Below are 23,081 nucleotides of genomic sequence, written 5' to 3'. Positions count from 1 at the left end.
CCAAGGATCTCCCATGAAATACCTCGGCCTGGCCTACTTCACTCCCGAGAAATTCGCCGCCCTGTCCCCCGATGCGGTGAAAGCCATCGTGAGCCAGTGCCCGGCGCTGGACGAGAAGATGCGTGCGACCGGCAAGCTGCTGTTGTCGGCCTCGCTTGGCGACCTGGAGCACTGGCGCACGCTGCGCCCGCGCGACGGCAAGACCCAGATCACCGATGGTCCCTATACCGAATCGAAGGAGGTCGTCGGCGGCTTGTTCATCATCGAGGCGGACAACGAGGACGAGGCGCTACGCATTGCCTCCATGCACCCAGCCGCCCAGATCGGCGAGGAAGGCGATTGGGCAGTGGAGTTGATTCCATTGGACTTCTATCTGGTGCCGTGAGGGTCAAGCACCTGTCCCGCGCCCTCCATCTCGTCTGACATGGCGCTGTCCGTGCGTTTGTCGATGGCCCGCGTACGACCCGCGCAGGCCGAAGCGAACCGAGAAGCGGACGGCGCCATTTCCGCCTCTTGGCGTTTGGGTCGCGGAGCTGGGCCGCTACTGTCATCGGCACCGCACGGCGTGCGTCTATCCCGCCTTGGTACCGACTCTCACCCTGATCCAAAGCGAAAAGTGAGGACAGACCATCCTCCGTTCATCCCGTTCCCCGCACGAGGTACGCCCAAAGCCAGTGAGCTGAGCAAAGCCTGCGTCAGCGGGCGCGCCCTCAAACGGCAAAGTCACGGCTGGGAAAGGGTATCCGTGGCTGAAGGTGGGTGGCAGCGGTGTGAGGGCAGCTGTGCGCAACAAGACACCTTGCCTCCAGTGCTGCGTAGGTGAGGCGGACCGCTTCCTGCCATTGCCCGACTCAGAGACTCCGATGAAACGAGTGATCGGTCTTACGAGCGACTTTTGAGGGCTTGCGTCAGGCCCATCGCCATGCGCTTGGCCAGTGAGCGTTGCAGCGGCACGTAGTTCTGCATATTGGTCGCGTCGGAGAATTCGCCGGACCACAGCAGACGACCCTTGCCTTCTTCGACCAGCGTCAATACGACGACGGTCTGCTGCTCGGTCTGCCGGACACTGACACGAGCATGCAGGTCAGCGTGCTTGCTGTCCGAGGCCATGCTGTAGCCGGCAGGCAGATTGTGGCTGACCTGGGCCAGAAGGCTTTCGCGTAAGCCAGCGTTGAAGTGGGGGAACAGCACGTATTCACACAATCCCTGCGCCGGTTCGATCGCAATTCTGTGGTCGGGCCGCACCAGGGTGCCGCCTCCCCACGCCCAGGCCGCGCATCCGATCGCGAGGCCCCCGAACAGGATGGCGGCCAGACGCAGCGTGATGGAGCGGCGCGGAGGCGGTGTTCGCTGTTCCGTATCGACCATTGGCATGCCGATAAAACGATAGCCGGAGCGGGGCCGGGTCTGGATGTAGCGCGGCGCTTCGGCGTCATCTTCCAGCAGCGTGCGGATGCGGCGGATGCAGGTGTTGAGGGCCGCATCCCCGCCGGTACCGGCGCGCGACCAGAACCGGTCCAGAAGTTCCTGCCGAGGAATGATCCGGCTCGCGTTTTCGATCAAATAGCCAAGGACCTCCACTACCTGCGGTGGAGCATCCAGTTGAACATCCCCCCGAAAGACCTGCAGGGCCTCCGGGTCCAGCCTGAAATCGTCGAAACGCAGCATCGCCCTGATCTCCTATCACCCCTCGCTGCCCTTGCCGTTAGGACATGTCAGCGGAAGTCATGACATGTCATTCGATCATTCTGGCAGAGCGCCGCAAGCTTGTCCGCGAGACCTGCTGGGCTACTGCGGTAAGAGCGCATCTTTGCCGACCGGCCTCACCAACCGTCCCCCATCCATGTTCAGGAAGCTCGCATGCGCATCTCCATATCCGCCCTTCTATGTCTGTCCACTGCCTTGGCCGCGATGGCCGGCCAGGCCACGGCACAACCGACCAAGGTGGAAGTCAGGGTGATCGCACGCGGCGCCAAGTTCCTCGGCGGATACACCGCATCGACCCGCGTGGTCCTGACCGACGCGGAGACCGGCGAGATCCTGGCCCAAGGGCAGACGTCGGGGACGACGGGTGAGACGCGGCGGATCATGGTTGAAGCAAACGTCCCTGGTGAAAAGCGTTCCACTGAGGATTCGGCCGTCTTCCGGGCAACGCTCGATATTGACCACCCCCGTCGGGTGACCTTGAGCGTCACCGGCCCGCTCAGCCAACCCCAGGCCACCACGACAGCCACTAGTACCCAATGGATCCTGCCGGGGCATGACCTCACTGCCGGCGACGGATGGTTGATGGAACTGCCGGGACTGATCGTCGGCTTGACCCAACCTGCCGCATATCAATGGGTCAAGGCGGGCACAACCGTCCCCTTGCGGGCGAACGTCACGATGCTGTGTGGCTGTGCGATTTCCGAAGGTGGCACGTGGGCTGCGAGCGATGTTGCGGTCGAAGCCTATGTGACAGTCGATGGCGCAGCGCTTGGCAGCGTGGCGCTTCGGTTCGACCCCAAAAGCGCGATGTTCGATGCGAGCCTGCCAACCGCTGCGCCCGGCCTGTACGAAGTAGAAGTGCGTGCCTGGATGGGCAAGACGAACAATGCGGGCATTGCCCGTACCGCATTCTTTGTCCACTGACAGACAACCAGGCCACACACGCCCCAATCCGAATGACAACAGAGGTGCTTCTTGCATGCAGTGCTTGCTGATCTTAAGGCGCTCCATGGCGATGATGCTCGCCATCGCCTTGCTGGTTTCTCCCTGCGCCCTTGCGGGGGGTGCACTGTCCCGCACTCTGGCTCGGCAGATGGAACTCAACCGTGAGCGCTACGGCATCCCGGGCCAGGCGCTGCTGGTGGCGCACAATGGGCGGGTGCTCTTCAGGGGTGTGGATGGAGAGGCCGACCTGCGAACCCACGAGCGTCTGACCACAGACTTCGTTTTTCCCGGCTATTCGTTGAGCAAGCTCTTCGTGAGTGCCTTGGTCATGCAGCTGGTCGAGTCTGGGCAAGTGGCGCTCGACGCCCCGGCGAGCACCTATCTGCCTGACCTGCCGGCGCGGTGGAAGGCGATCTCCGTGCGCGACTTCCTCGACCATACCTCCGGCGTCCCAGACTACTTCGACACCCACCAGGGCAAAGAGACCGCGGGGAACACGCAGTTTCCCCCTGACCTGCAGGCAGTGTTCGGGTCTTTGGCCGATGTACCGCTGCTTTTTCTTCCGGGTACCAAGTCCCGCTATACGCAGACGAACTACGTCGTGCTGGCCGCACTGCTCGCCAAGCACTACGGAAAGCCCTATGCGCAGGTTGCACAGGAACGCATCATCGACAGACTCCACCTGCAACACACCTGGTTGGGGATGGCCACACCACCGAAGCAGCGCGTGGTGAGTTCCTATATCGGCAGAGAAGGGCATCTGGAAGAAGAGACGGATCTCCCATGGCCTGCCTACGCCTACGGGCACGCCACCCTGCACATCTCTCTGGATGACCTTGCCCGGTTCCTGCAAGCCATGACGTCTGGCGAACTGGTGAGCAAGTCCACGCTACAACGGCTCTGGCAGCCGCGGATGCTGGCCGACGGACAGCGCGGCTGGTTCGCTATCGGCTGGGAATATGGTGAGAGCGGTGCCTATCGGCAGGTCGGCCATGATGGAGGAACCCGCGTTCGGGTGCGCATCCTCTTCGATGGCACGTTAGACGGCGATGTCTACATCTTTATCTACCTGACCAATGGCAGTGCGAAGAATGTCTGGTCGCGCATGCTCGTAGACAGCGCAATGGCCGTGGTGGCACCTGACCGGTTCCCGGTGGAGGCACTGTCGGAGGCGTTGGTGGGCTACGCACTACGGCCACCAGCCGAAGGCGATACGCTCGCGCAAGCGAAGCGGATCCGTGCAGGTACCACGCTTAGCGATATGGAGCTGGAGCGGACCATCAACACGGCGGGCTATACCATTCGGGAGAACTTGGGTGTTGATCCCGCGTTGCGTGTTTTCGTGCTGAACACGGTGCTCTTCCCGGACTCTGCCAACGCCTGGGACAGCTTGGCCGAGGCGCATGCGGCCAAGGGTGATACACAGGGTGCCAAGCTGCTGTACGAAAAGTCACGCCGGCTTTCGAGCAGGCAGAGATGAATGCGCGCCGCTGGTCGCCTTGGATCGGTGGCAATGCACGGCGCGATCAAGAGCGACGGCGGCTGACGTTTCGGCGCAGGGCGTCAATAGACACGCGCTCGTCGCTATGCAGGCGGCGGAAAGGTTCACTTCTTTCGACTCGAAGGCGGACTCCGGAGGATGCAGCTCGACTGCAGTGACTTTTCCGACTCCGCCACCTGATCGGCCGGTTCCGCCTACGCCGTGAACTGGGCGAGCGCGGAAGCGGCTTTACCCGGGACAGGCGGTGCATTGGGCCTGTCAACTTTCACGACGTTGCCAAGCCCCTTGTCGTGAATCTGAACGATCGGAGGACGGCGGGAGACGCCAAGTTGCGCGCCTACCTACTAGTAGGTAGTATGCCTGTATGCAATCGACACCCTCCACCGCGGACCAGATTCTCGCCCAGGCCCGCACACTGCTCTTGGCAGGCGGCTATAACGGCTTCAGCTATGCCGATATCGCCAGCCGGATCGGCATCCGCAAGCCCAGCATCCACCACCATTTCCCCAGCAAGGCCGAACTGGTCCACGTGCTGGTGGAGCGCTATCGGCAGGAAGCCCGTTGGGGCTTGGCCGAGCTGGAGCGCAGCACGCCCAGTCCTGCGCTCCAGCTGCAGCGCTACGTGGGCTATTGGGAAAGCTGCATTGCCGATGGCACGGCGCCCTTGTGCGTCTGCGCGCTGCTGGCCAGCGAAATGCCGCAGCTGCCGGACGACGTGGCGGCCGAGGTGACTGGGTACTTCCGCGACCTGTCGACCTGGCTGGCCGCCTTGCTGGAGCGCGGCGCGGCGCAGGGCGAATTCCAGCTGGTCGATACGCCGGGCGTGGAAGCCGAGGCCCTGATGGCTTCCGTGCATGGCGCCATGTTGTCGGCCCGCGCCTACGGCGAGCCGGAGGTCTTCGGCGTGGTGATGAAGCGCGCGCTGGAGCGACTCGCGCCCAGCTAAGCGCACCTCCAAAGGTTGTCCCCGGTCTGGGCACGCCTGCGTGCGCCAGCGTCCCGCTGCACCCCAAACAAACGGAGTTTCCTCATGAACCAGCTTTCGAATGCCTCCCCGTCACCTGCCCCGCAGCACTGGCTGACCCGCTACTACACCGGCCGTGGCGTGTTCTCTCTCATTTGGGTCGCTGCGGCCTTCGGCATTGGCCTGCACGTCCCTGCCGTGGCCGCCGTCCTGTTGGTGATCTATCCCGCATGGGATGCCCTGGCCAACGTGGTCGATGCGAAGTGCAGCGGCGGGCTGGCGCGTAACACCAGCCAGGCGATCAATGCGCTGGTCAGTGGCGCCACCACGATTGCCGTCCTGATCGCCCTGCGCGCGGATATGCATGCGGTCCTGCAGGTGTACGGCGCCTGGGCGATCGCCGCCGGCCTGCTGCAGCTTGGCGCTGCCATCGCACGCCGCAAGTCCGTGGGCGGGCAGTGGGCCATGATGCTCAGCGGCGCACAGTCAGCGTTGGCCGGCGGCTTGTTCCTGCAGCAGGCACTGAAGCCGGAGATGCCCTCGATCGACCGCATCGCCGGGTATGCGGCGGTGGGCGCGGTCTACTCCCTGCTTTCGGCACTGTGGCTGGCCGTGGGTGCGCAGCGCCGCAAGCGGCGATCGATCATGTCCTGAGCGTGAAGCGCAAGGGTTGAAACAAGCGACGCAGCGTCACTCGTCCTCGGTTTCCAAGGCTTGCACCGCCCTGCGCATCTGCGCCTGCGTCAGCGGCGGCGGGCGGGCGCTGGCGGGATGCTCGTAGGGGCGCATGCCGGTGACGCGCTTGATGCCTTTCCAGGTCTGCAGCAAGCCCATGTTGAGCCCGTAGTTGACGTAGCCGTCGTACTTGAGCGCCATCTCCTCGGGGCTGATCCCCGGGTCGTATGACTTGCTGAAAGTATTGGGGTCGACGGTGACCGGGTTGCGGAAGGCGTGCAGGTTCAGGGCCTCTTGCGTGTCCTCCGGGGCCAGGGCCTGCACCTGGCCCAGCGTGGGCACGCGGGCATCGGCGGCCGTAGCGGCGGAGGCCGACGCTGGCGCGGCGGACGATGCTGGCTCGGCCGCGGGCGTGATGGCAGGTGCGGCCTGCATCGCACTAAAGGTCAAGGTTTGTTGCGCCACTGCGGACGACAGCGACGCGCCGAATAGGGCGCCGATCACCAGACCGCCAAAGGTCTGCATGACGCGGCTCATGGCGAGGCGGGCACGACGGCCGGCGCCGTGCAGTCCGCACCGTCGGCGCCGCAGACACGTGCGGCGCGGTCCATCTGTTCCAGGCTCAGCGGCGGTGGCCTGGCGGTGGCGGGCTCGATCTGTCCCCGGACGCGCGGCACGTTCTGCAGCCCCTTGGCCGCCGCACCGATCAGCTTGGACAGGCCGTAGGCCAGATAGCCGCCGTTCTCCGAGATCTCCTTCGGCGAGGGTGGCGGGCGATAGCCCTTCGCAAAAGGATTGGGATCGACCTGGATGGGATTGCGGAAGCGATAGAGATCCAGCGCCTCCTCCTCGTCGGGCGGCAGCGCCTTGACCTCGCCCAGGGTGGGCACCTCATCGCCGGCACTGAGCCGAGCAGGTGGCGCGTCGGTCGCGGGGGGCACCTGCTGCGCGACCGCGAGCGGGGCCCCGGCGACATCCTGCGCCTGGGACAGCGGTGCGACCACCCAGACGGCGATCACGACGATGCATCGCCCTACGTGTGGTGCCCGCTTCACCTGCTTCGCTCCTTGCGCGCCGGGCGGCGCGCCCTTGCTTTGCCTCGGCCAGGCTGGACTTTAGCGAGCGCGTTGGAGGCCGTGGTTTGTTTTCCGTTGCGCGCAGGTCAGGCGGCTTGGCCCTGATCGCCCAGCGCGTGGCGCACGTACAGATGCCGGACCAGCACGAACACCACGACTGTCAGCGGTGCCGCCAGGACCACGCCCATCGGCCCGAACAGCACACCGATGCCGAACAGCGAAAACAGCAGCAGCGCCGGCGGCAGGTTCACGACGCGCGCCTGGATCAGCGGCTGCAGGAGGTGACCCTCGATCTGCTGCAGGACCACGAACAGCACCAGCGCGCCCAGCGCCACCTGCGGGCTGACGGTGAAGCCCAGCAGGATGGCCGGGACAGCCGCCAGGATCGGGCCCACGATGGGAATGAAGTCCAGCAGCGCGGTCAACAATCCGATGCCCAGGGCCACCGGCACGCCCAACATCCACAACCCCAGCGCGGTGAGCGTGCCGACCACGGCCATGGCCAGCAGCTGGCCACCCAACCAGGCGCGCAGCGCGGTGCCGCTGGCGCTGAGGGCTTCGTCGGCCACGCCGCGCTGGTCCAGCGGCAGCAGGCGCAACAGGCCATGGCGATACAGCCGCGGCTGCGCGGCCAGGTACACGCCGCCGACCGCCATCAGCACCGCGTCGGTGATGCCGCCACCGGCGGACAGCAGGATCGCGCCGGCATGCGTGGCCAGCGTCGAAGCGCCCTGGCGCAGCTGATCGGGGAGCTCCTCCAGCTGCGGGCCCAGCGGGCCGGACTGCAGCCAGGCGTGGAACTTGTTCCAGGCCGCCGGCAGCGTGGTGCGGAAGGCATCGATCTGTCCGGCGACCTCGGCGCCGAACATCGTCATCACACCGGCCAGCAGCAAGACCAGCAACGTAATCACCAGGCCCAGCGCCGCCCATTCCGGGACCGGCAGGCCACGCCGCAACAAGGCCGTCAGGCCGTGCAGCAGGACCGCCACGACCACGGCGCCGAAGATGATCAGCAGCAGTTCGGACAGCTTCCACGCCAGCAGCGCCAGCGCGCCCAGCGCCAGCACGACCAGCACACGCGCGGCGAAAGCGCGCAGGGGACCCGGGGCGGGGGCGGCAGGGACTTCCATCAGGGAGCATCCGGGAGGGGCAAGGCGCGACAATGCCGCCGGCCAGGTGCACAGCGAGCGAAGGCGGGCACCCACCAGCGCGTGGCTGCGCCTCGCAAGGCGCCGCTCACCCCGCTGCGCGCCCGAGGCGGCGCTGGATACCGCCGCCGCTGCGACCCACGGCGTGGCTGGTGCTGCTCTGTGTCGACCGCGATCCCGGGGTGGAGATCGGCCGCACCTCGCTACAGACGTGGCGTTTCCACGCCGCGGCCAACGGGGTCATGCACCTCCGTCAGCGGGTCTGCGACGCTGTCGCCGAATCGTCGCGTGGCGCAGCGGCCTGCACGTGCATCCCACCGTTGCAGTGCGCCCGTCCCCCAGGCGCATGGATCGTTCACCATGCGCCCGCGTCGAAGAGGCCCGCTTTGCGATCGCTCCCGGGGGTGCTCCGCTCAGCGCCGCCTCGGATGCGCCGGCGTATTCCTCACCCAAACACGCGGATGGCTCGCAGGCGACGCGCGAGCTGATGCGGCCAACGGAACGAACCGGATGCGTGCGGGCGTGCCATCGATGCCATCGGCAGGTGCGAGCAACTCCACGGTCGGCGTGGCGGACAAGCCCGCCACCCATCTCCGTGAGGCAGCGTTTGGCTTCAGCAACCTTGATCGAGGATGACGACCAAGCGAGCGGTCGCGAATCTTCGGCACAAACGCATCTCGAGACCGCGCCGCCCGCAACGATCTCCATCGCGCGCCGCAATCGCGGCGCAGCCGTAAAGCAACCGCTTGACGCTGTATTCAGCAGCCACGGCTGGCGCGGATGTTAGTTCGGCAGTCCACTTTCGCAGTGAGTTTCGCGCCACGCTCATGCCTTTGAACCAGCTTTGAATCACGCGTTAAAGCAAGCTTCGAAGAACGTGAATATTTCGACGCGCTTCAGGTCGAAAAGTCTCTACTGGCGCCCACGTCGCACCCAGCCCGGTCGGCGTCCAATTGCGGCATGTCGCTTCGCTTTGACATGAACCGCCCAGCACTAAAGGAAGTCATAAGTGAAAAAAATCATGATCTCTGCAGCCATCGTGGCTGCCCTTTCCGCGCCTGCCGCCTTTGCCCAGAGCGCCGGTGGCGATACCTATCGCCCGGACCTGGCCACTGGCCAGGGCAACTGGTTCGTGTCCGGCGGTGTGGGCCGTACTGACGGCGGCACGGCCGATCGTTTTGGTAGCGGCGACTTCAACACCTTCCACAGCCGTGACGGACGCCGTACCGGCTACCAGCTCGGCGGTGGCTATCGCTGGAAGCTGGGCCCGCAGTGGGGCCTGGGCGTGGAAGGCGGATACACCGACCTGGGCAACATCAAGGTCAGCAATGCCTTCAACGACGACCCGGTCGATGAGCACGACAGCGAGAACGCGCTGCGCGGCTGGACCCTGGGCGGCAATGCCCGCTTCAACCTGACCCCGTCCTGGTACCTGGGCGCCCGCGGTGGCTACTTCCGCGCCTCGGACAACAACGCCAACTACTACAACTCCGCAGGCCAGGAGCTGGGCTTGAAGAGCGGCGGCAACGATGGGCGCAACAGCTGGTATGCCGGCGTGGGCACCGGCTGGAATGCCACCAAGAACTTCAGCGTGGGCCTGCACTACGACTACTTCCGCGCCAAGTCCGGCGAACTGCGCGACCCGGTCACCGGCGACAAGTTCGATGGCCCCAAGCGCTCCACCGCGCTGCTGGGCATCTCGGCTGAATACGCGTTCTGATCCAACGCCTGCAAGGCCGCATTGAAAGCACCGCACGGGCACCTTCGGGTGCCCGTGTTCGGTATCGAGCAAGCGAATGCATCGGTGGCCTGAAGGTCCCACCGGCGTCTAAGTGCTTGGCCGGCAAGGCGTCTCACGCGCTGAGACGACCATGGGCTTCCCTACGCGTCTTTGGGGATGATCCGCCATGGCCCACGCACTGGCCCGCCGCACCGAGGACGCCGAGCGCGCCCTGGCCACCACCGACGGGCAGCCATCGAAGGACGGCGCGCTGCTCACCGCGCGACTGGAACGCCGCTATGCCGACCGCATCACCGGCAGCTTCACCCTGCCCGGGCGCGAGGGCCGCTATGCGCCGATCCCCGAGGACGTGCCGCCTGCGTTGGCGCAAGCCCTGCGCGCACGCGGCATCGAGCAGCTCTACGCGCACCAGGCCGAGGCGTGGTCGGCCAGCCAGCGTGGCGCGCATGTGGCCATCGTCACGCCCACCGCCAGCGGCAAGTCGCTGTGCTACACGCTCCCGGTCGTAAGCGCGGCGATGACGGCCAAGGCCAAGGCGTTGTATCTGTTCCCGACCAAGGCGCTAGCCCAGGACCAGGTGGCCGAGCTGCTGGAACTCAACCGCGCCGGCGAGCTGGGGGTCAAGGCCTTCACCTTCGACGGCGACACCCCTGGCGATGCGCGCCAGGCGATCCGCCTGCATGGCGACATCGTGGTGAGCAACCCGGACATGCTGCACCAGGCGATCCTGCCGCATCACACCAAGTGGGCGCAGTTCTTCGAGAACCTGCGCTACGTGGTGATCGACGAGATCCACACCTATCGCGGTGTGTTCGGCAGCCATGTCACCAACGTGCTGCGCCGGCTCAAGCGCATCTGCGCGTTCTACGGCGCCAATCCCCAGTTCATCCTGTGCTCGGCCACCATCGGCAATCCCCAGGCGCATGCCGAGGCGCTGATCGAGGACCGCGTGCACGCGATCACCGAGTCGGGCGCGCCCACTGGCGACAAGCACGTCCTGCTGTGGAACCCGCCGGTGGTCAATGCCGACCTGGGCCTGCGCGCCTCGGCGCGCTCGCAGGCCAACCGCATCGCGCGCATTGCGATCAAGTCGGGCCTGAAGACGCTGGTGTTCGCGCAGAGCCGGCTGATGGTGGAAGTGCTGACCAAGTATCTGAAGGACATCTTCGACCACGACCCGCGCAAAGCCCCACGCATCCGCGCCTATCGCGGCGGCTACCTGCCGACCGAGCGCCGCGAGGCCGAGCGCGCCATGCGCGCGGGCACCATCGACGGCATCGTCAGCACCTCGGCGCTGGAGCTGGGCGTGGATATCGGCAGCCTGGATGTGGTGATCCTCAATGGGTATCCGGGCAGCGTGGCCGCGACCTGGCAGCGCTTCGGCCGGGCGGGCCGGCGCCAGCAGCCATCGCTGGGCGTACTGGTGGCCAGTAGCCAGCCGCTGGACCAGTACGTGGTGCGACATCCGGACTTCTTCGCCGATGCACCGCCCGAGCATGCGCGCACCGCGCCGGACCAGCCGCTGATCCTGTTCGACCACATCCGCTGTGCGGCGTTCGAGCTGCCGTTCAACGCGGGCGAGCCATTCGGTCCGGTCGATCCGTTGGTGTACCTGGAAGCCCTGGCCGAAAGCGAGGTGGTGCACCAGGAAGGCGATCGCTGGGAGTGGATCGCCGACAGCTATCCGGCCAACGCGGTCAGCCTGCGCTCGGTGGCCGACGGCAACTTCGTGGTGGTCGACAAGACCGACGGCAAGCAGACCATCATCGCCGAGGTGGATTATTCGGCCGCGGCGCTGACCCTGTACGAAGGCGCCATCCACATGGTGCAGTCCACGCCCTACCAGGTGGAGCGGCTGGACTGGGACGGGCGCAAGGCCTACGTCACCCGCACGCACGTGGACTACTACACCGACAGCATCGACTACACCAAGCTGAAAGTGCTGGAGCGCTTCGACGGCGGGCCGGCCGGACGCGGCGATGCGCATCACGGCGAGGTGCACGTGGTGCGACGTGTGAGCGGCTACAAGAAGATCCGTTACTACACCCACGAGAACATTGGCTACGGCCCGGTCAACCTGCCCGACCAGGAATTGCACACCACCGCGCTCTGGTGGCAGCTGCCGCAGGCGACGCTGGGCAAGGCGTTCGCCAGCAAGCAGGATGCGCTGGATGGGTTTTTGGGGGCTTCGTATGCGCTGCACGTGGTCGCCACGGTGGCGGTGATGGCCGATGCGCGCGACCTGCAAAAGGCCGTGGGCAACGGCGATGGCGCGTGGTTCGCGATGGCCGACCAGACCGGCCGCGGACAGCTGCGCGGCGTGGACGGGCAGGAAGGCACGGTGGAGCTGGAGCAGGCCTTCGTGCCCACCGTGTATCTCTATGACAACTTCCCCGGTGGCGTGGGCCTGAGCGAGCCGCTGTGGCTGCGGCAGGGCGAACTGGTGCAGCGCGCAGGCGAGCTGGTGCAGCGCTGCGACTGCAAGGCCGGTTGCCCAGCCTGCGTCGGCCCGGTACTGGCCGCACACGAGGACGGCAAGGGCGCCTCGCCCAAGACGCTGGCGCTGAAGGTGCTGGCACTGCTGTCGGACCTGGACGCCGACGTGCAGCGTGGCGAGGCCTTCGACGACCAGGCCGTGTTCGCGCCGCTCGATCCGGCGCTGCAAGCGCTGGAAGACGATCGCGCGGCGCTGGAGACGCTACCGTGATTCCGGCACGCAATGTTGTCTGCAACCCTCGTGGGAGCCGCCATGGCGGCGATCGGGCGTTCCCGACCAAGCCATCGCGGCCATGGCCGCTCCCACGGCAAGCGGGGCAACGCGCATGAGCATCAACGCGGATCGCCTGCGTGCGCTGCGCAAACAGGCGGGCGACAGAACCGTGCGTGAGGCTCCGGTGGCGCAGTCTTCGACTCAGGCACCTGCCGCATCGGCCGCGCCGGTGTCTGCCGGGGTTGCCAACGCCCAGGCGGTGCAACCACCGCGGCGCACGCAGGAAGCATCCTCCAAGCGAACGAACCAACAGCCCTCCCACCAGCTGTCGGACGGCGATGCATGTCTGCCGGACGCCGCGGCCACGCATGGGCGGAAACCGCGCGACCGCAGCGCGGAAGAGGCCAAGCCGCAGCGCGCGCGTTCGGTGCTGGACTGGATGGATGCACCCGCTGGCCCCGCCGCCAACGAAGCGCCACGTGGCAGCCTGCAACCGCGCAACGTGGACGCGCTGCGCAAGCTGATCGCCACGCGCGAACGCAGGCCCGCCGCGTCTGTACCGGCACGCAAGCCCGCCTCTCGGGATCGCCAGCTGCCCGGCCGCGAACGCTCGCCCGGGCTGCACCTGATCGAGGCCTTCCTGCCGCAGGCCATCCCGCGCGCCGCGCTGTCGCTGGCCTTCGCGCGGCGCCACGAGGAAGCGGTGCCGCCGCGTGACCTGCTGTTCTTCGATACCGAGACCACCGGACTGGCCGGGGGCACCGGCACGCGGGCCTTCATGATCGGCGCAGCCGACTGGCACGTGCAGGCCGACGGCACCGAAGGGCTGCGCATCCGCCAGCTGATGATGTCCACGATGGCGGCCGAAGGCCCGATGCTGCGCACCTTCGCCGAGTGGCTTTCACCGAGCACCGTGCTGTGCAGCTATAACGGCCGCAGCTACGACGCGCCGCTGCTCAAGGCCCGCTATCGGCTGGCGCGCCAGATCGAGCCGCTGTCGGCGCTGGACCACGTGGACCTGCTGCACCCCACGCGCCGCCGGTACCGCGGCACCTGGGAGAACTGCAAGCTGTCCACCATCGAACGCCAGCTGCTGCGCATCGTGCGCGAGGACGACCTGCCCGGTTCCGAAGCGCCTGCCGCGTGGCTGTCCTACCTGCGCGGCGGCAGTGCCCGCAACCTGCGCCGCGTGGCCGAGCACAACCACCAGGACGTGGTCACGCTCGCCCAGCTCCTCCAGCGCCTGGTGCAGGCCGAGGAAGACGACCGCGAGGTTCTGGTGTTCGAGGAAGCACCGTAGCCAAGACCGCGTGGCGGGTTGCCTCAGTGATCGTCAGGATCACACCAGAGGCTTGGACGGCACGCGGCCGCCTCGTGAACGGCGTTGGCCCGCCTGATGCTCCTCAGCGCGAGAGCGCGCCCATGGACTCGGCCTGCACCTGCGGCGTTTGCGCAAGGCCTTGCTGCATGGCCCGCTGCTGCGCGGCCTGGGTGAAGGACTGTTCGACCGGTGCCTGGACCGCTTCCTCCGTGGACACGGAGGTCCGCAGGTGCGCGGGGTCGGTTGGCGCGCCCTGCACGGCGAACACGCGCTCGCCGGCACGCGTTTGGGTGCCCTCGACGCTGAGGTGGATGCCATCGACCCGGGTCATGCCGGACTCGACGGCCCTGGCGTAGAGGCTGGCGCTCATGCGCTCGCTGGCCGCATCCGGGATGCGCCCCAGGCTTGCATCCAGCTGTGCCACGTGGCCCTGGATCTGCTGGAACATCGGGTCCAGGCGCAGCGCCGCGTGCGCTGGCGCCGGCACGACAGCAGGCTGCACCACGCCGCCGACCGGCTGCGACGCCTCCCGGCCGTGCCCGAACACATCACCGATGCCATGTACGACGTTGCGAGGCAGCGCCAGGCCCTGATGCACCAGATGGATGTCGTTGCGGTACTTGTCCACCATCGGCTGATACTCGGCGTAGCGCGCCGCGTCGTCGGCGTTGATGATCGAACCGCCGCCTTCGGGATTGTGGGGCAAAAAGTTGCCGCTGTAGTGCGCGGCGATTCCGACGCCGAACGCCACCCCGAAGGGATTGCGCAGATCGGTCAGCACGCGATGATCATTTGCATAGCCATGCTCCTTGAGCGCGGCGATGTCCTGCTCGGTCGCGTAGGTTCTGACATCGCCATAGTGCGCGCTGGCCGCGCTCACGAAATCGGTCGCACGCACGTGGTTGATGACGTCTTGCCCGCCTTCCGGGATGTGCAGGGTTAGCCCAGCTGCGCCATATGCGTCGAAGGTTTCGCCCTTGAGTCCGTACTCGTACGCAGTGATCTGGGCGAGCGTTCCGCCGAGGGAGTGGCCAACTACGATGGGAGGAGACGTCTCGTAGCCGTGACGGCCCAGGCGCTCATATTCACGCATCGCCGATTCGGTGAAAGCTTTTGCGTCTTCTGCCTGGCTGTTGACGCCCGCCAACACCATGCCGCCGTCCGCCAACACACCATCCTTGACCAATTGTCGGTCAAATTCCGTCCCACGATGCGCGACGACAAGCTCGCCCGTGTCGATATTTTTATAGAGCGTTCCCTGGTATCCGCTCGGGCGCGACACCTGGTTGACAATTACGTACTTGACACCATCGGCATCAACGCCTTCCTCCCACTTATCGCGCGGGTGGAATTCGTAGGCATCCGCTGCCAGTACAGCTCTCGCTTCCGTCGAGACCGTCATGATGCTTCCTAATTGATGGAAATACTCATCACAAAGAGTTTGTCGCGCGCTTCAGGCTTGAATTTCTCAGGCGAGTCGACACCAGGGAACGCGATGCCTTCGGAACTCGTGTCGTTGTAGGCGCTCCGGGGGAAATAGGCGGGCACCTGCGTAGCGTGCTGAAGATCTTCGTGCCAAAGGTGGTACGAAAAACTTGGGTCGCTCTCTTGAAGGCTCTTAAGAAGCTTGAACTGCACCGTCACCAGCGACCAGTGGCAGACGCCGAGGCCGTAGTAGTCCTCATCCTTCAACAAGCCGTCGTAGATCGTGCCGCGATAGGTGTCGTCGGCCTGCTTGTGCAACTCGACGGGGATCCACTCGAGCAGGCTGGCGCGGGTGCCGGCCATGCCGCCCAGGTCAGGACGGCAGCTCGGCTCCAACACCTCGTACTGCATCGCGGCCTTGACCACCTCGAACGGCCCCGGCGCGTCCTTGATGGCGACGGTCACCTCATAGGCGGTGGGATGGGGGTTGCGTTGGATGACCGGCCTTGGCGGCTGGTTGTCCTTGACGTCCACATGAGTGCGCGGGACTTGGCTGTGCATGGGCGTGGATCCACAGGCGGTGGCGGCGAGCGCCAGGATGAGGCCGGGCGCGATGACCGATGCGGATTTCATGGGCAGCGTCCTTGGCGAGGGGAAGATCGGCCGGCTCCCAGCAGGCCTGCCCCGATCTAACCCGAATTCGCGACTGGGATCAACGCGCCAAGGCACGGCACTGCCCGATCTGCGTCATCCATCGCAAAGGGCGCGGACGGTCGCGCGAGAAAGGGTCCGCTCCGATTCCGGAGCGACCGGATCCCCGCGTCACGTCGCCAAGCGCGCGGGGAAAGAAAGCGATCGAGGTCTGCAGATCAGCCGTCGATGCGCTGGGCCAGGCCGCTGCGCATGGCGCGCTCGAGGACGGCCTCGGCATCCTTGGCCGCCTGCTCGCTGAGCTCGGCCTGTTGCCTGCCCAGCTCGGCCTGTTGCACGCCCAGTTCGGCCTGCTCCCGCGCCAAGGCCTCGATCTTTGCCGTCAAGCCGCTGCGCTGCATGGCCTCGGTCGCCCGCTCTGTTGCGGCGCGCGCGGCGTCCGCCGCTTGGCGTGCGATCGCTTCGTCCTGCGCGGCGCCGTGGCTGGCCTGCATCGCAATGCGCGCTTCCTCGGTCGCCTTGCGTGCGATCTCGCGGCCCATGGCCACCATCTGCCGGCTCAGCTCCCCCTGCTCACGTCCCAGTGCGCCTTGCTGGCGGCCGAGCTCGCCCTGTTGTGCGCCCAGGCGCTTGCTGGGTTCGTGCAGCGTGCGCAGGCGTTCAACCGTGGCGGCGTCCTTGATGACGTACTGCGCGCCATCGCGCTCGAACCACACCGTATTGCTGCCCTTGTCCGGGATATGCAGGCCGGTGATGGAGGTGGCCGGTGGTGCGGGCGCGGCCGGCGGCACCGGAGGTGCCGGCGGCGCCGGAGGCGGCGGTGGGACGCGCTTGCTCTTGTTGGCCGGCGGTGGCGGAAGGGTGGGCTTTGCCGGCAACGCGGCAGGCGGTGGGGGCGGTGCATCCGGTGCGGATGCGGCCGCTTGTGCGGGATCGACCTGTTGCGGAGCGGCGACCAGGCGCAGCGGGGTCACGCCCGCCACGGCGACCACGGCCAGGATCAAGCCCGCGCCCAAGCGCGGGAAGGTGCGGGTGTTCTGCAGCATGAGCAGCCTCCGTTTGAGGGTGATGAAGGACGGGGAGGCGCTGGCCAGGCCGACGCCTGGCTTCGGCGCGACACCGAGACGGACCAGCAGGCGGCCGTAGTCGCCGCGGCAATGGCGATTGCCAGCCACCACCGCGGCATCGACGGCGGCCTCGCGGGCCACGCCGTATTCGCGCAGTGCGACATGCACCAGCGGATGGAACCAGGCCACGTGCTGGGCCAACGCGGGCAGCAGGCCCCACCACAGGTCGCGACGACGCAGGTGGACCAGCTCGTGGGTGAGGGCCATGTCCAGGTCGTCGTCGCCGATGCGGGCCGCTTCGCCTGCCGGCAGCAACAGTACGGGGCGCACGACACCCACCAGCTGCGGCGAGGTGGTGTGATGGGACAGGCGCAGCGGCGGGGCTTCGCGCAGGCCATGTGCTTCAGCCGCCAGGCGCAATGCACCGACCAGCGTGGCGTCATCGCACGCACGCGAGGACCGCACCAGCGCGCGGCTGGCACGCCAGTCCAGCAGGGTGCGCGAGGCCATCACGGCGATCCCGGCGATCCACAGCGCCAGCAGCGCCGTCTGCCAGGTCGGCAGCGTCCACAGCGGCGCGGCGCCCGATGCGAGCGCCAGCGGCGCGGCGGCTTCGGTGGCGGTGACGAAGGCGGTGGGCGCCTCCGCGACGGGCGCGGCGGCGGGCAGCCACGGCAGTTCCAGCGGGGCGGCGACCAGGCCGATCACGACCTGCAGGGCCACCGTCCACCACAGCCAGCACTGCGTGGACGCCGGCAGGCGTGGCAGCGCGCGGCACAGCGCCCACACCAACGCCACCAGCAGTGCGGTCTGCACACTGGTCGTGGCCAGGCGGGTGATCAATTCAGAAGCGAAGGCGTCCACGCTCAACCCTCCTTGCGCTGCGACTGCAGCTTGGAGACCAGGGCTTCGAGCTCGGCCAGCTCGTCGTCGCTGACCTCGCTGCGCTGGGACATCCAGGCCACGAAGGGCGATACCGAACCCTGCAGCGTCTTCTCCACGAAGCTGGCCACCGCACCCTGAACCACATCGTCCTGACCGGCCGTGGCGACATAGCGGTACACGCCTCCGACCTGCTTGCGGCTTAGGTAAGCCTTGGTGCGCAGGCGCTCCATCATGGTCAGCACGGTCGAGCGCGCCAGCCCGCGCGTCTCGCCGAAGCCGGCCGCCACCTCACCCACCGTCGCCTCGCCCCGCTCCCCGATGTACTGAAGCAGGGCCAGTTCCTGGTCCCCGATGCTCTTGCGGCGCATGGCCGTCTCCTTTGACTACACCTGTAGTCAAAGCTAGTCGTGACGACACCTGTAGTCAAGCGTGCCGAAGGTCATTGCCGACGAGCGGTGGAGAGATCTCCCTGCGCTTGGGAAGAAGCCGTGGGCCAAGCGACTTCCCGGTTGAATGCGAGCCTTCCACAACATCAATGCGGCGAAAATTCAGGGTCCATCTTCTCGCTAGCAACCGCCTTCCAATCGTTATTAGGCGCGGCTTAATGCCATGCGCCTTCTGAGCGAGGGCGCGCTGCGTGAAACCTGCGGTAGGCCAGGGTCATCGCTGCGGGCCTGCAGGATCATGCCGCGCGCATGGCCGCGCTATTGGCGTAGCGCCGGCAGACGCGGCGACACGCGTGAGGCGGGTGCTGTGGGGACGCGCTTAGGGTGTCCAGCCGCCACCGATGGCCTTGTACAGCGCCACCGCGTCCTGCGACAGCGTGGCTTGGGTGTCCAGCGCGTTCTGCCGGGCGTCGAGCAGACTGAGGGTTTCCACCAGGGCGTCGCGCTTGGCCGAGGTGCCCAGCGCCAGGCCCTGTTGACGGCGCTGCCAGCTAGCGCGGCGATCGTCTTCCATGCGGCGCGCGTAGAGGGCCTGGCGCTCCTGGTGCTGGTAGTCGGACAGCGCGTCCTCGGTGTCCTGCAACGCGGTCAGCACACTCTGCCGGTAGCGCGCCACGGTGCCGTCGTAGGCGGCCTGTGCCTGGGCCACCTGGGCGCGGCGTGCGCCGCCATCGAACAGTGTCGCCAGCAGCTGGCCGCCGACCGACCAGGTGCGCAGCGGCGCGTCGAGCAGGTCGTCGACATTGGCGCCGACATAGCCCCCGCTCGCCGACAGTCCCAGGCTGGGAAAGTACGCCGCTCTGGCCACGCCGATCTGCGCATTGGCGGCGCGGACCTGCTCCTCGGCCGCGCGCACGTCCGGGCGGCGGCGCAGCAGATCCGCCGGCAGCACCGTCGGCGGAGCCGGCGCGGCGAAGACGTAGCCCTGTATTGCCTCTACGGTGAAGCCGGCCGGTGCCTGCCCGGTCAGCACGGCCAGCGCATGCAGCGCCTTGGCCCGCGCCGCGCGGGTGGCCTCGCGCGCGAGCGTGCTGGCATCGACGTTGTTGCGGGCCTGGACGATGTCATCGGGCGAGGCGGCGCCCAGCCGGTGCGCGGCCTCGGTCATCTGAAGCAGCGCGGCGTTGGCCTGGACCTGCTCGTCCAGCAGCGCAAGCTGGGCATCGGCCTGGCGCAGTGACAGATAGGTACTGGCGACGCTGGCGGCGATGCTCAGGCACTGCGCGCGAAGGTCCTCGGCCGAGGCCTGGGCCTGGGCGCCCTGCGCTTCCACCGCGCGCCGGGTGCGGCCCCACAGGTCCAGCTCCCAGCTCAGCGTCGCCTGCGCCTGGGCAGTGTCGCGGGGGCGGCCGTCGGCCAATTCGTCCAGGCCCTGGGCGGCGACGCTGTTCTCGCTGCGGCCCTGGGTCACGCCCACGCTGGCCTGCGGCCGGGCCGCCGCGCGCGCCTGGGTGATGGCCGCCTGCGCCTGACGCCAGGCGGCGTTCGCCGTGGCGATGGACAGGTTCGCCTGCTGCGCCCGCTGCTGCAGGGCGTCGAGCACCGGGTCGTGCCAGGCCTGCCACCAGGCGGCGCCAGACGAATCGGCGGCAGGCGCCTGGGTGCGATTCCACACCGTGTCGCCCTCGGTGAACTGCGCCGGCACCGGCATGGTGGGGCGCACGTAGTCCGGGCCGGCCATGCAGCCGGCGAGCGTGAGCGGGAGCAGCACGCGGACGAGCAGGCGCCCGCGTGATCGGGGGAGTCGGGTCATGGCGTGGCCTCATGGCGACGGTGTCGGCCGAAGCGATCCATCAGCACGTAGATCGCCGGCGTGGAATACAGGGTGAGCAGCTGGCTGAGCATCAGCCCGCCGATGATGGCCGTGCCCAGCGGGCGCCGGAATTCGGAGCCGTAGCCGCTGCCCAGCATCAGCGGCACTGCGCCCAGCAGCGCGGCCAGGGTGGTCATCATGATCGGGCGCAGGCGCACCAGGCTGGCGCGCAGGATGGCCTGGTGCGCAGTGAGGTGTTCGGTCCGCTCCACCTGCAGGGCGAAGTCGATCATCAGGATCGCGTTCTTCTTGACGATGCCGATCAACAAAATCACGCCGATCAAGGCAATGATGCTGAACTCGAACCCGCACACCGCCAGCGCCAGCAATGCGCCGATGCCGGCCGAGGGCAGCGTGGACAGGATGGTCAGCGGATGGCGCAGGCTCTCGTAGAGCATGCCCAGCACGATGTAGACCGCCACCAGCGCGGCGAGGATCAGCAACGGCATCGTCCGGGCCGTGTCCTTGAACGCCTTGGCGTTGCCGGCGGGCGCGGCGGTGACCCCTGCGGGCAGGTGCAGCTGGGCCACGGCCTGCTCCACCGCCTTCTGTGCCGGACCGAGCGAGGCGCCGGGACTGAGGTTGTAAGACAGCGTCACCGCCGGGAACTGCCCCTGGTGCGACTGCGAGATGCTGGTCCTGCGCGTGTCCCAGCGCGATACGGCCGACAGCGGCACCAGCGCGCCGTCGGCGGCGGTGACGTGCAGCCGGTCCAGGGTAGCCGCCTTGCCGGCCTGCGCCGGGTCCAGGCCCATGACCACGTGGTATTGGTTCATCTCGCGGTACATGGTGGACACCCTGCGCTGGCCGAAGGCGTCGTACAGCGCCTGGTCGATGGCCTGCATCGATAGGCCAAGGCGCGCGGCGCCGGCGCGGTCGACCTGCACCTGTGCCTTGAGGCCGCCGTCCATGAGGTCCGAGCTGACATCGGTGATCAGGCCAACGCTGCGCATCGCGGCCTCCACCTTCGGTGCGACGGCTTCCAGCGCGGCGCGGTCGTCGCCGGACAGCGTGTACTGGTACTGCCCGGCGGCCTGGCGCCCGCCCACGCCGATGTCCTGCACCGCCTGCAGGGTGACCTGCATGCCGGGCTCGTCGGCGAAGGCATGCCGCAGCTGGTCGACCACTTCATCGGCGCTGTCTTGGCGCGCATCGCCCAGCGGCTTGAGGGTCACGTACAGCGCGCCGGTGTTAGAGGCGGTTCCGCCAGTCGCACCGATCACACCGATCACCTGGTCGACGTTGGGGTTGCGGCGCAGGGTCTGGACCAGGCCGGTGAAGCGCTGGCGCATCGGGGCGAAGGCGATGTCCTGCGGCCCGTAGACCTGGCCCAGCAGCAGCCCGGTGTCCTGCTGGGGGAAGAAGCCCTTGGGCATCAGAGCGAATACCGCCAGCCCCAGCACCACCACCCCGGCCGTGATCCAGGCCATCGACCATGGACGCTGCAGCGTCCAGCGCAGGGTGCGCCCATAGAAGCCGTCGGGCGAGGCGCCCCGGCCGTCCGCGTGCGCATTGCCGGCGCCGGGCCGCAGCAGCATGCGGCTCATCATCGGGGTGATGGTCAGCGACACCGCCATCGACACCAGCACCGCTGCGGCCAGGGTCACCGAGAACTCGCGGAACAGCCGCCCCACCAGCCCGGACATCAGCAATAGGGGGATGAACACCGCCACCAGTGAGATGCTGATGGAGAACACGGTAAAGCCCACCTCGCGCGCACCGTCCAGCGCGGCCTGCACGCGCGACTTGCCCATTTGCAGGTGCCGCATGATGTTCTCCACCACCACGATGGCATCATCGACCACGAAGCCCGCCGCCACGATCAGTGCCATCAGCGAGAGGATGTTCATGCTGTAACCCAGCGCCCACATCACCGCGAAGGTGCCCAGCAGCGACAGCGGCACGGCCACCGCCGGCACCAGCGTGGCGCGCCAGTCGCGGAAGAACGCCGCGGTCACTGCGATCACCAGCAGCACCGACACCAGCAGGGTCAGCTCCACCTCGTGCAGCGAGGCGCGGATGGTCTGGGTGCGGTCCAGCATCACCTCCAGCCGCATGGTCGCCGGCAGCGCGGCGCGCAGCTCGGGCAGCAGCGCGCGCACGCGGTCAACGGTGTCCACCACGTTCGCGCCGGGACGCTTGCTGATGATCAGGGCCACGCCGGGCTTGCCGTTCATGACGCCGTAGCTGCGCGTGTTCTCGGTCGAATCGGTGACCAGCGCCAGGTCGGACAGGCGGGTGACCGCGCCGTCGTGGTCGCGCACTACCAGATCGCGGTAGGCGGCGGCCTGCTGCAGGCCATCGTTGGCCGCCAGCGCGTAATCGGCATCGCCCACCTGCACGTTGCCTTTGGCGCCGCGCGCATTGGCCCCACCCAGCAGCTGGCGGATCTGGTCCAGGCCGATGCCGTGCTGGTTCAGGCGCTGGCCGTCCAGTTCCACACGCACCGCCGGCAGGGCGCCGCCGCCGACCTGCACGTCGCCCACGCCCTCGCTCTGCAGGAGCTTCTGCTGCAGTACGGTGGAGGCCGCGTCGTACAGGCTGGCGGTGTCCTCGGTCTGCGAGGTCAAGGCCAGGGCCATTACCGGGGCTTGGGCCGGGTTGACCTTGCGGTAAGTGGGCACGCCATCCATGTCGTCGGGCAGGCGACTGAGCGCGGCGTTGATCGCGGCCTGCACGTCGCGCGCGGCGCCGTCCACGTCGCGCGCCAAGTCGAACTGGATCACAATGCGCACCGAGCCGGTGTAGCTGACCGAGGTCATGTCGGTGATACCGGCGATCGAAGTGAACTGGCGCTCCAGCGGCGTAGCCACCGCAGTGGCCACGGTCTGCGGATCGGCACCGGGCAGGTTGGCGGTCACCTGGACGGTGGGGAATTCCACATCCGGTAGCGAGGCCACCGGCAGCAAGCGGAATGCCAGTAGCCCCAACAGGGTGATGCCGATGGCCAACAGCGTGGTGGCCACCGGGCGCCGCACGAACGGGCCGGACAGGTCGCGGGCCATG

18 protein-coding genes are annotated in these 23,081 nt (G+C 67.5%); 8 read left to right on the top strand and 10 right to left on the bottom strand.

Translation table 11 applies throughout. The features are described 5' to 3' along the window. Positions 1-13 precede the first annotated feature (13 nt). The gene (locus tag PJ250_RS08490; protein WP_271648147.1) at positions 14-385 is read left to right on the top strand and encodes a YciI family protein; all 372 of its coding nucleotides are present in this window, start codon (positions 14-16) and stop codon (positions 383-385) included. A gap of 497 nt (positions 386-882) precedes the next feature. Here PJ250_RS08490 and PJ250_RS08485 read toward each other — a convergent pair whose 3' ends face one another. Continuing rightward, a complete protein-coding gene (locus PJ250_RS08485) occupies positions 883-1,668 on the bottom strand; it encodes a winged helix-turn-helix domain-containing protein (protein ID WP_271648146.1) in 786 nt (261 codons plus the stop codon). Positions 1,669-1,860: 192 nt separating this feature from the next. On the opposite strand from PJ250_RS08485, the gene PJ250_RS08480 reads away from it, so the two are divergent. The 4 genes from PJ250_RS08480 to PJ250_RS08465 all read left to right on the top strand — a co-directional run bounded on the left by PJ250_RS08480 (position 1,861) and on the right by PJ250_RS08465 (position 5,771). After that, positions 1,861-2,631, top strand: a complete 771-nt coding sequence (locus PJ250_RS08480; protein ID WP_271648145.1) for a hypothetical protein — start codon at positions 1,861-1,863, stop codon at positions 2,629-2,631. Between the two features lie 85 nt (positions 2,632-2,716). Further along, positions 2,717-4,132, top strand: coding sequence for a serine hydrolase domain-containing protein (locus PJ250_RS08475; RefSeq protein ID WP_271648144.1), 1,416 nt, complete (start codon positions 2,717-2,719; stop codon positions 4,130-4,132). A gap of 385 nt (positions 4,133-4,517) precedes the next feature. Continuing rightward, positions 4,518-5,099 carry a TetR/AcrR family transcriptional regulator gene (locus PJ250_RS08470; RefSeq protein WP_271648143.1) on the top strand — a complete coding sequence of 194 codons (582 nt, stop codon included), beginning with the start codon at positions 4,518-4,520 and terminating at the stop codon, positions 5,097-5,099. Positions 5,100-5,183: 84 nt separating this feature from the next. Continuing rightward, positions 5,184-5,771, top strand: a complete 588-nt coding sequence (locus PJ250_RS08465) for a hypothetical protein (protein WP_271648142.1) — start codon at positions 5,184-5,186, stop codon at positions 5,769-5,771. 36 nt (positions 5,772-5,807) lie between these two features. Here PJ250_RS08465 and PJ250_RS08460 read toward each other — a convergent pair whose 3' ends face one another. The 3 genes from PJ250_RS08460 to PJ250_RS08450 form a co-directional block, all read right to left on the bottom strand. After that, positions 5,808-6,317, bottom strand: coding sequence for a hypothetical protein (locus tag PJ250_RS08460; protein ID WP_271648141.1), 510 nt, complete (start codon positions 6,315-6,317; stop codon positions 5,808-5,810). 8 nt (positions 6,318-6,325) lie between these two features. Then, a complete protein-coding gene (locus tag PJ250_RS08455) occupies positions 6,326-6,811 on the bottom strand; it encodes a hypothetical protein (RefSeq protein WP_271648140.1) in 486 nt (161 codons plus the stop codon). Positions 6,812-6,954: 143 nt separating this feature from the next. Continuing rightward, positions 6,955-7,932, bottom strand: coding sequence for an AI-2E family transporter (locus tag PJ250_RS08450; protein WP_271648571.1), 978 nt, complete (start codon positions 7,930-7,932; stop codon positions 6,955-6,957). 1,093 nt (positions 7,933-9,025) lie between these two features. Here PJ250_RS08450 and PJ250_RS08445 point away from each other — a divergent pair. The 3 genes from PJ250_RS08445 to PJ250_RS08435 all read left to right on the top strand — a co-directional run bounded on the left by PJ250_RS08445 (position 9,026) and on the right by PJ250_RS08435 (position 13,767). Next, complete coding sequence (locus PJ250_RS08445; RefSeq protein ID WP_271648139.1) at positions 9,026-9,736, top strand: outer membrane protein; 711 nt, start codon at positions 9,026-9,028, stop codon at positions 9,734-9,736. 187 nt (positions 9,737-9,923) lie between these two features. After that, positions 9,924-12,464 (top strand): DEAD/DEAH box helicase, encoded by a 2,541-nt coding sequence (locus PJ250_RS08440; RefSeq protein ID WP_271648138.1) that lies wholly within the window; start codon positions 9,924-9,926, stop codon positions 12,462-12,464. 115 nt (positions 12,465-12,579) lie between these two features. Beyond that, the gene (locus PJ250_RS08435; protein WP_271648137.1) at positions 12,580-13,767 is read left to right on the top strand and encodes a ribonuclease H-like domain-containing protein; all 1,188 of its coding nucleotides are present in this window, start codon (positions 12,580-12,582) and stop codon (positions 13,765-13,767) included. 103 nt (positions 13,768-13,870) lie between these two features. Here the strand turns inward: PJ250_RS08435 and PJ250_RS08430 are convergent, their stop codons facing one another. The 6 genes from PJ250_RS08430 to PJ250_RS08405 all read right to left on the bottom strand — a co-directional run bounded on the left by PJ250_RS08430 (position 13,871) and on the right by PJ250_RS08405 (position 23,080). Further along, on the bottom strand, positions 13,871-15,190 hold the full coding sequence (locus tag PJ250_RS08430) for an XVIPCD domain-containing protein (RefSeq protein WP_271648136.1): 1,320 nt from the start codon (positions 15,188-15,190) through the stop codon (positions 13,871-13,873). An 8-nt stretch (positions 15,191-15,198) separates the two neighbouring features. Beyond that, positions 15,199-15,846 (bottom strand): hypothetical protein, encoded by a 648-nt coding sequence (locus PJ250_RS08425; RefSeq protein WP_271648135.1) that lies wholly within the window; start codon positions 15,844-15,846, stop codon positions 15,199-15,201. Positions 15,847-16,082: 236 nt separating this feature from the next. Then, positions 16,083-17,795: a M56 family metallopeptidase gene (locus tag PJ250_RS08420; protein WP_271648134.1), complete on the bottom strand. Its 1,713-nt coding sequence runs from the start codon at positions 17,793-17,795 to the stop codon at positions 16,083-16,085. 2 nt (positions 17,796-17,797) lie between these two features. Continuing rightward, positions 17,798-18,184 (bottom strand): BlaI/MecI/CopY family transcriptional regulator, encoded by a 387-nt coding sequence (locus PJ250_RS08415; protein WP_271648133.1) that lies wholly within the window; start codon positions 18,182-18,184, stop codon positions 17,798-17,800. 397 nt (positions 18,185-18,581) lie between these two features. Next, positions 18,582-20,015, bottom strand: a complete 1,434-nt coding sequence (locus PJ250_RS08410; RefSeq protein WP_271648132.1) for an efflux transporter outer membrane subunit — start codon at positions 20,013-20,015, stop codon at positions 18,582-18,584. Further along, positions 20,012-23,080, bottom strand: a complete 3,069-nt coding sequence (locus PJ250_RS08405; RefSeq protein WP_271648131.1) for an efflux RND transporter permease subunit — start codon at positions 23,078-23,080, stop codon at positions 20,012-20,014. The genes PJ250_RS08410 and PJ250_RS08405 overlap by 4 nt, the downstream gene beginning before the upstream one ends. Between the last annotated feature and the right edge of the window lies 1 nt (position 23,081).

The organism is Pseudoxanthomonas sp. JBR18, assembly GCF_028198165.1.
Classification (GTDB): domain Bacteria; phylum Pseudomonadota; class Gammaproteobacteria; order Xanthomonadales; family Xanthomonadaceae; genus Pseudoxanthomonas_A.
The sequence above is the reverse complement of the archived record's forward strand: the minus strand, read 5'-3'. Positions and strand labels throughout refer to the sequence as shown.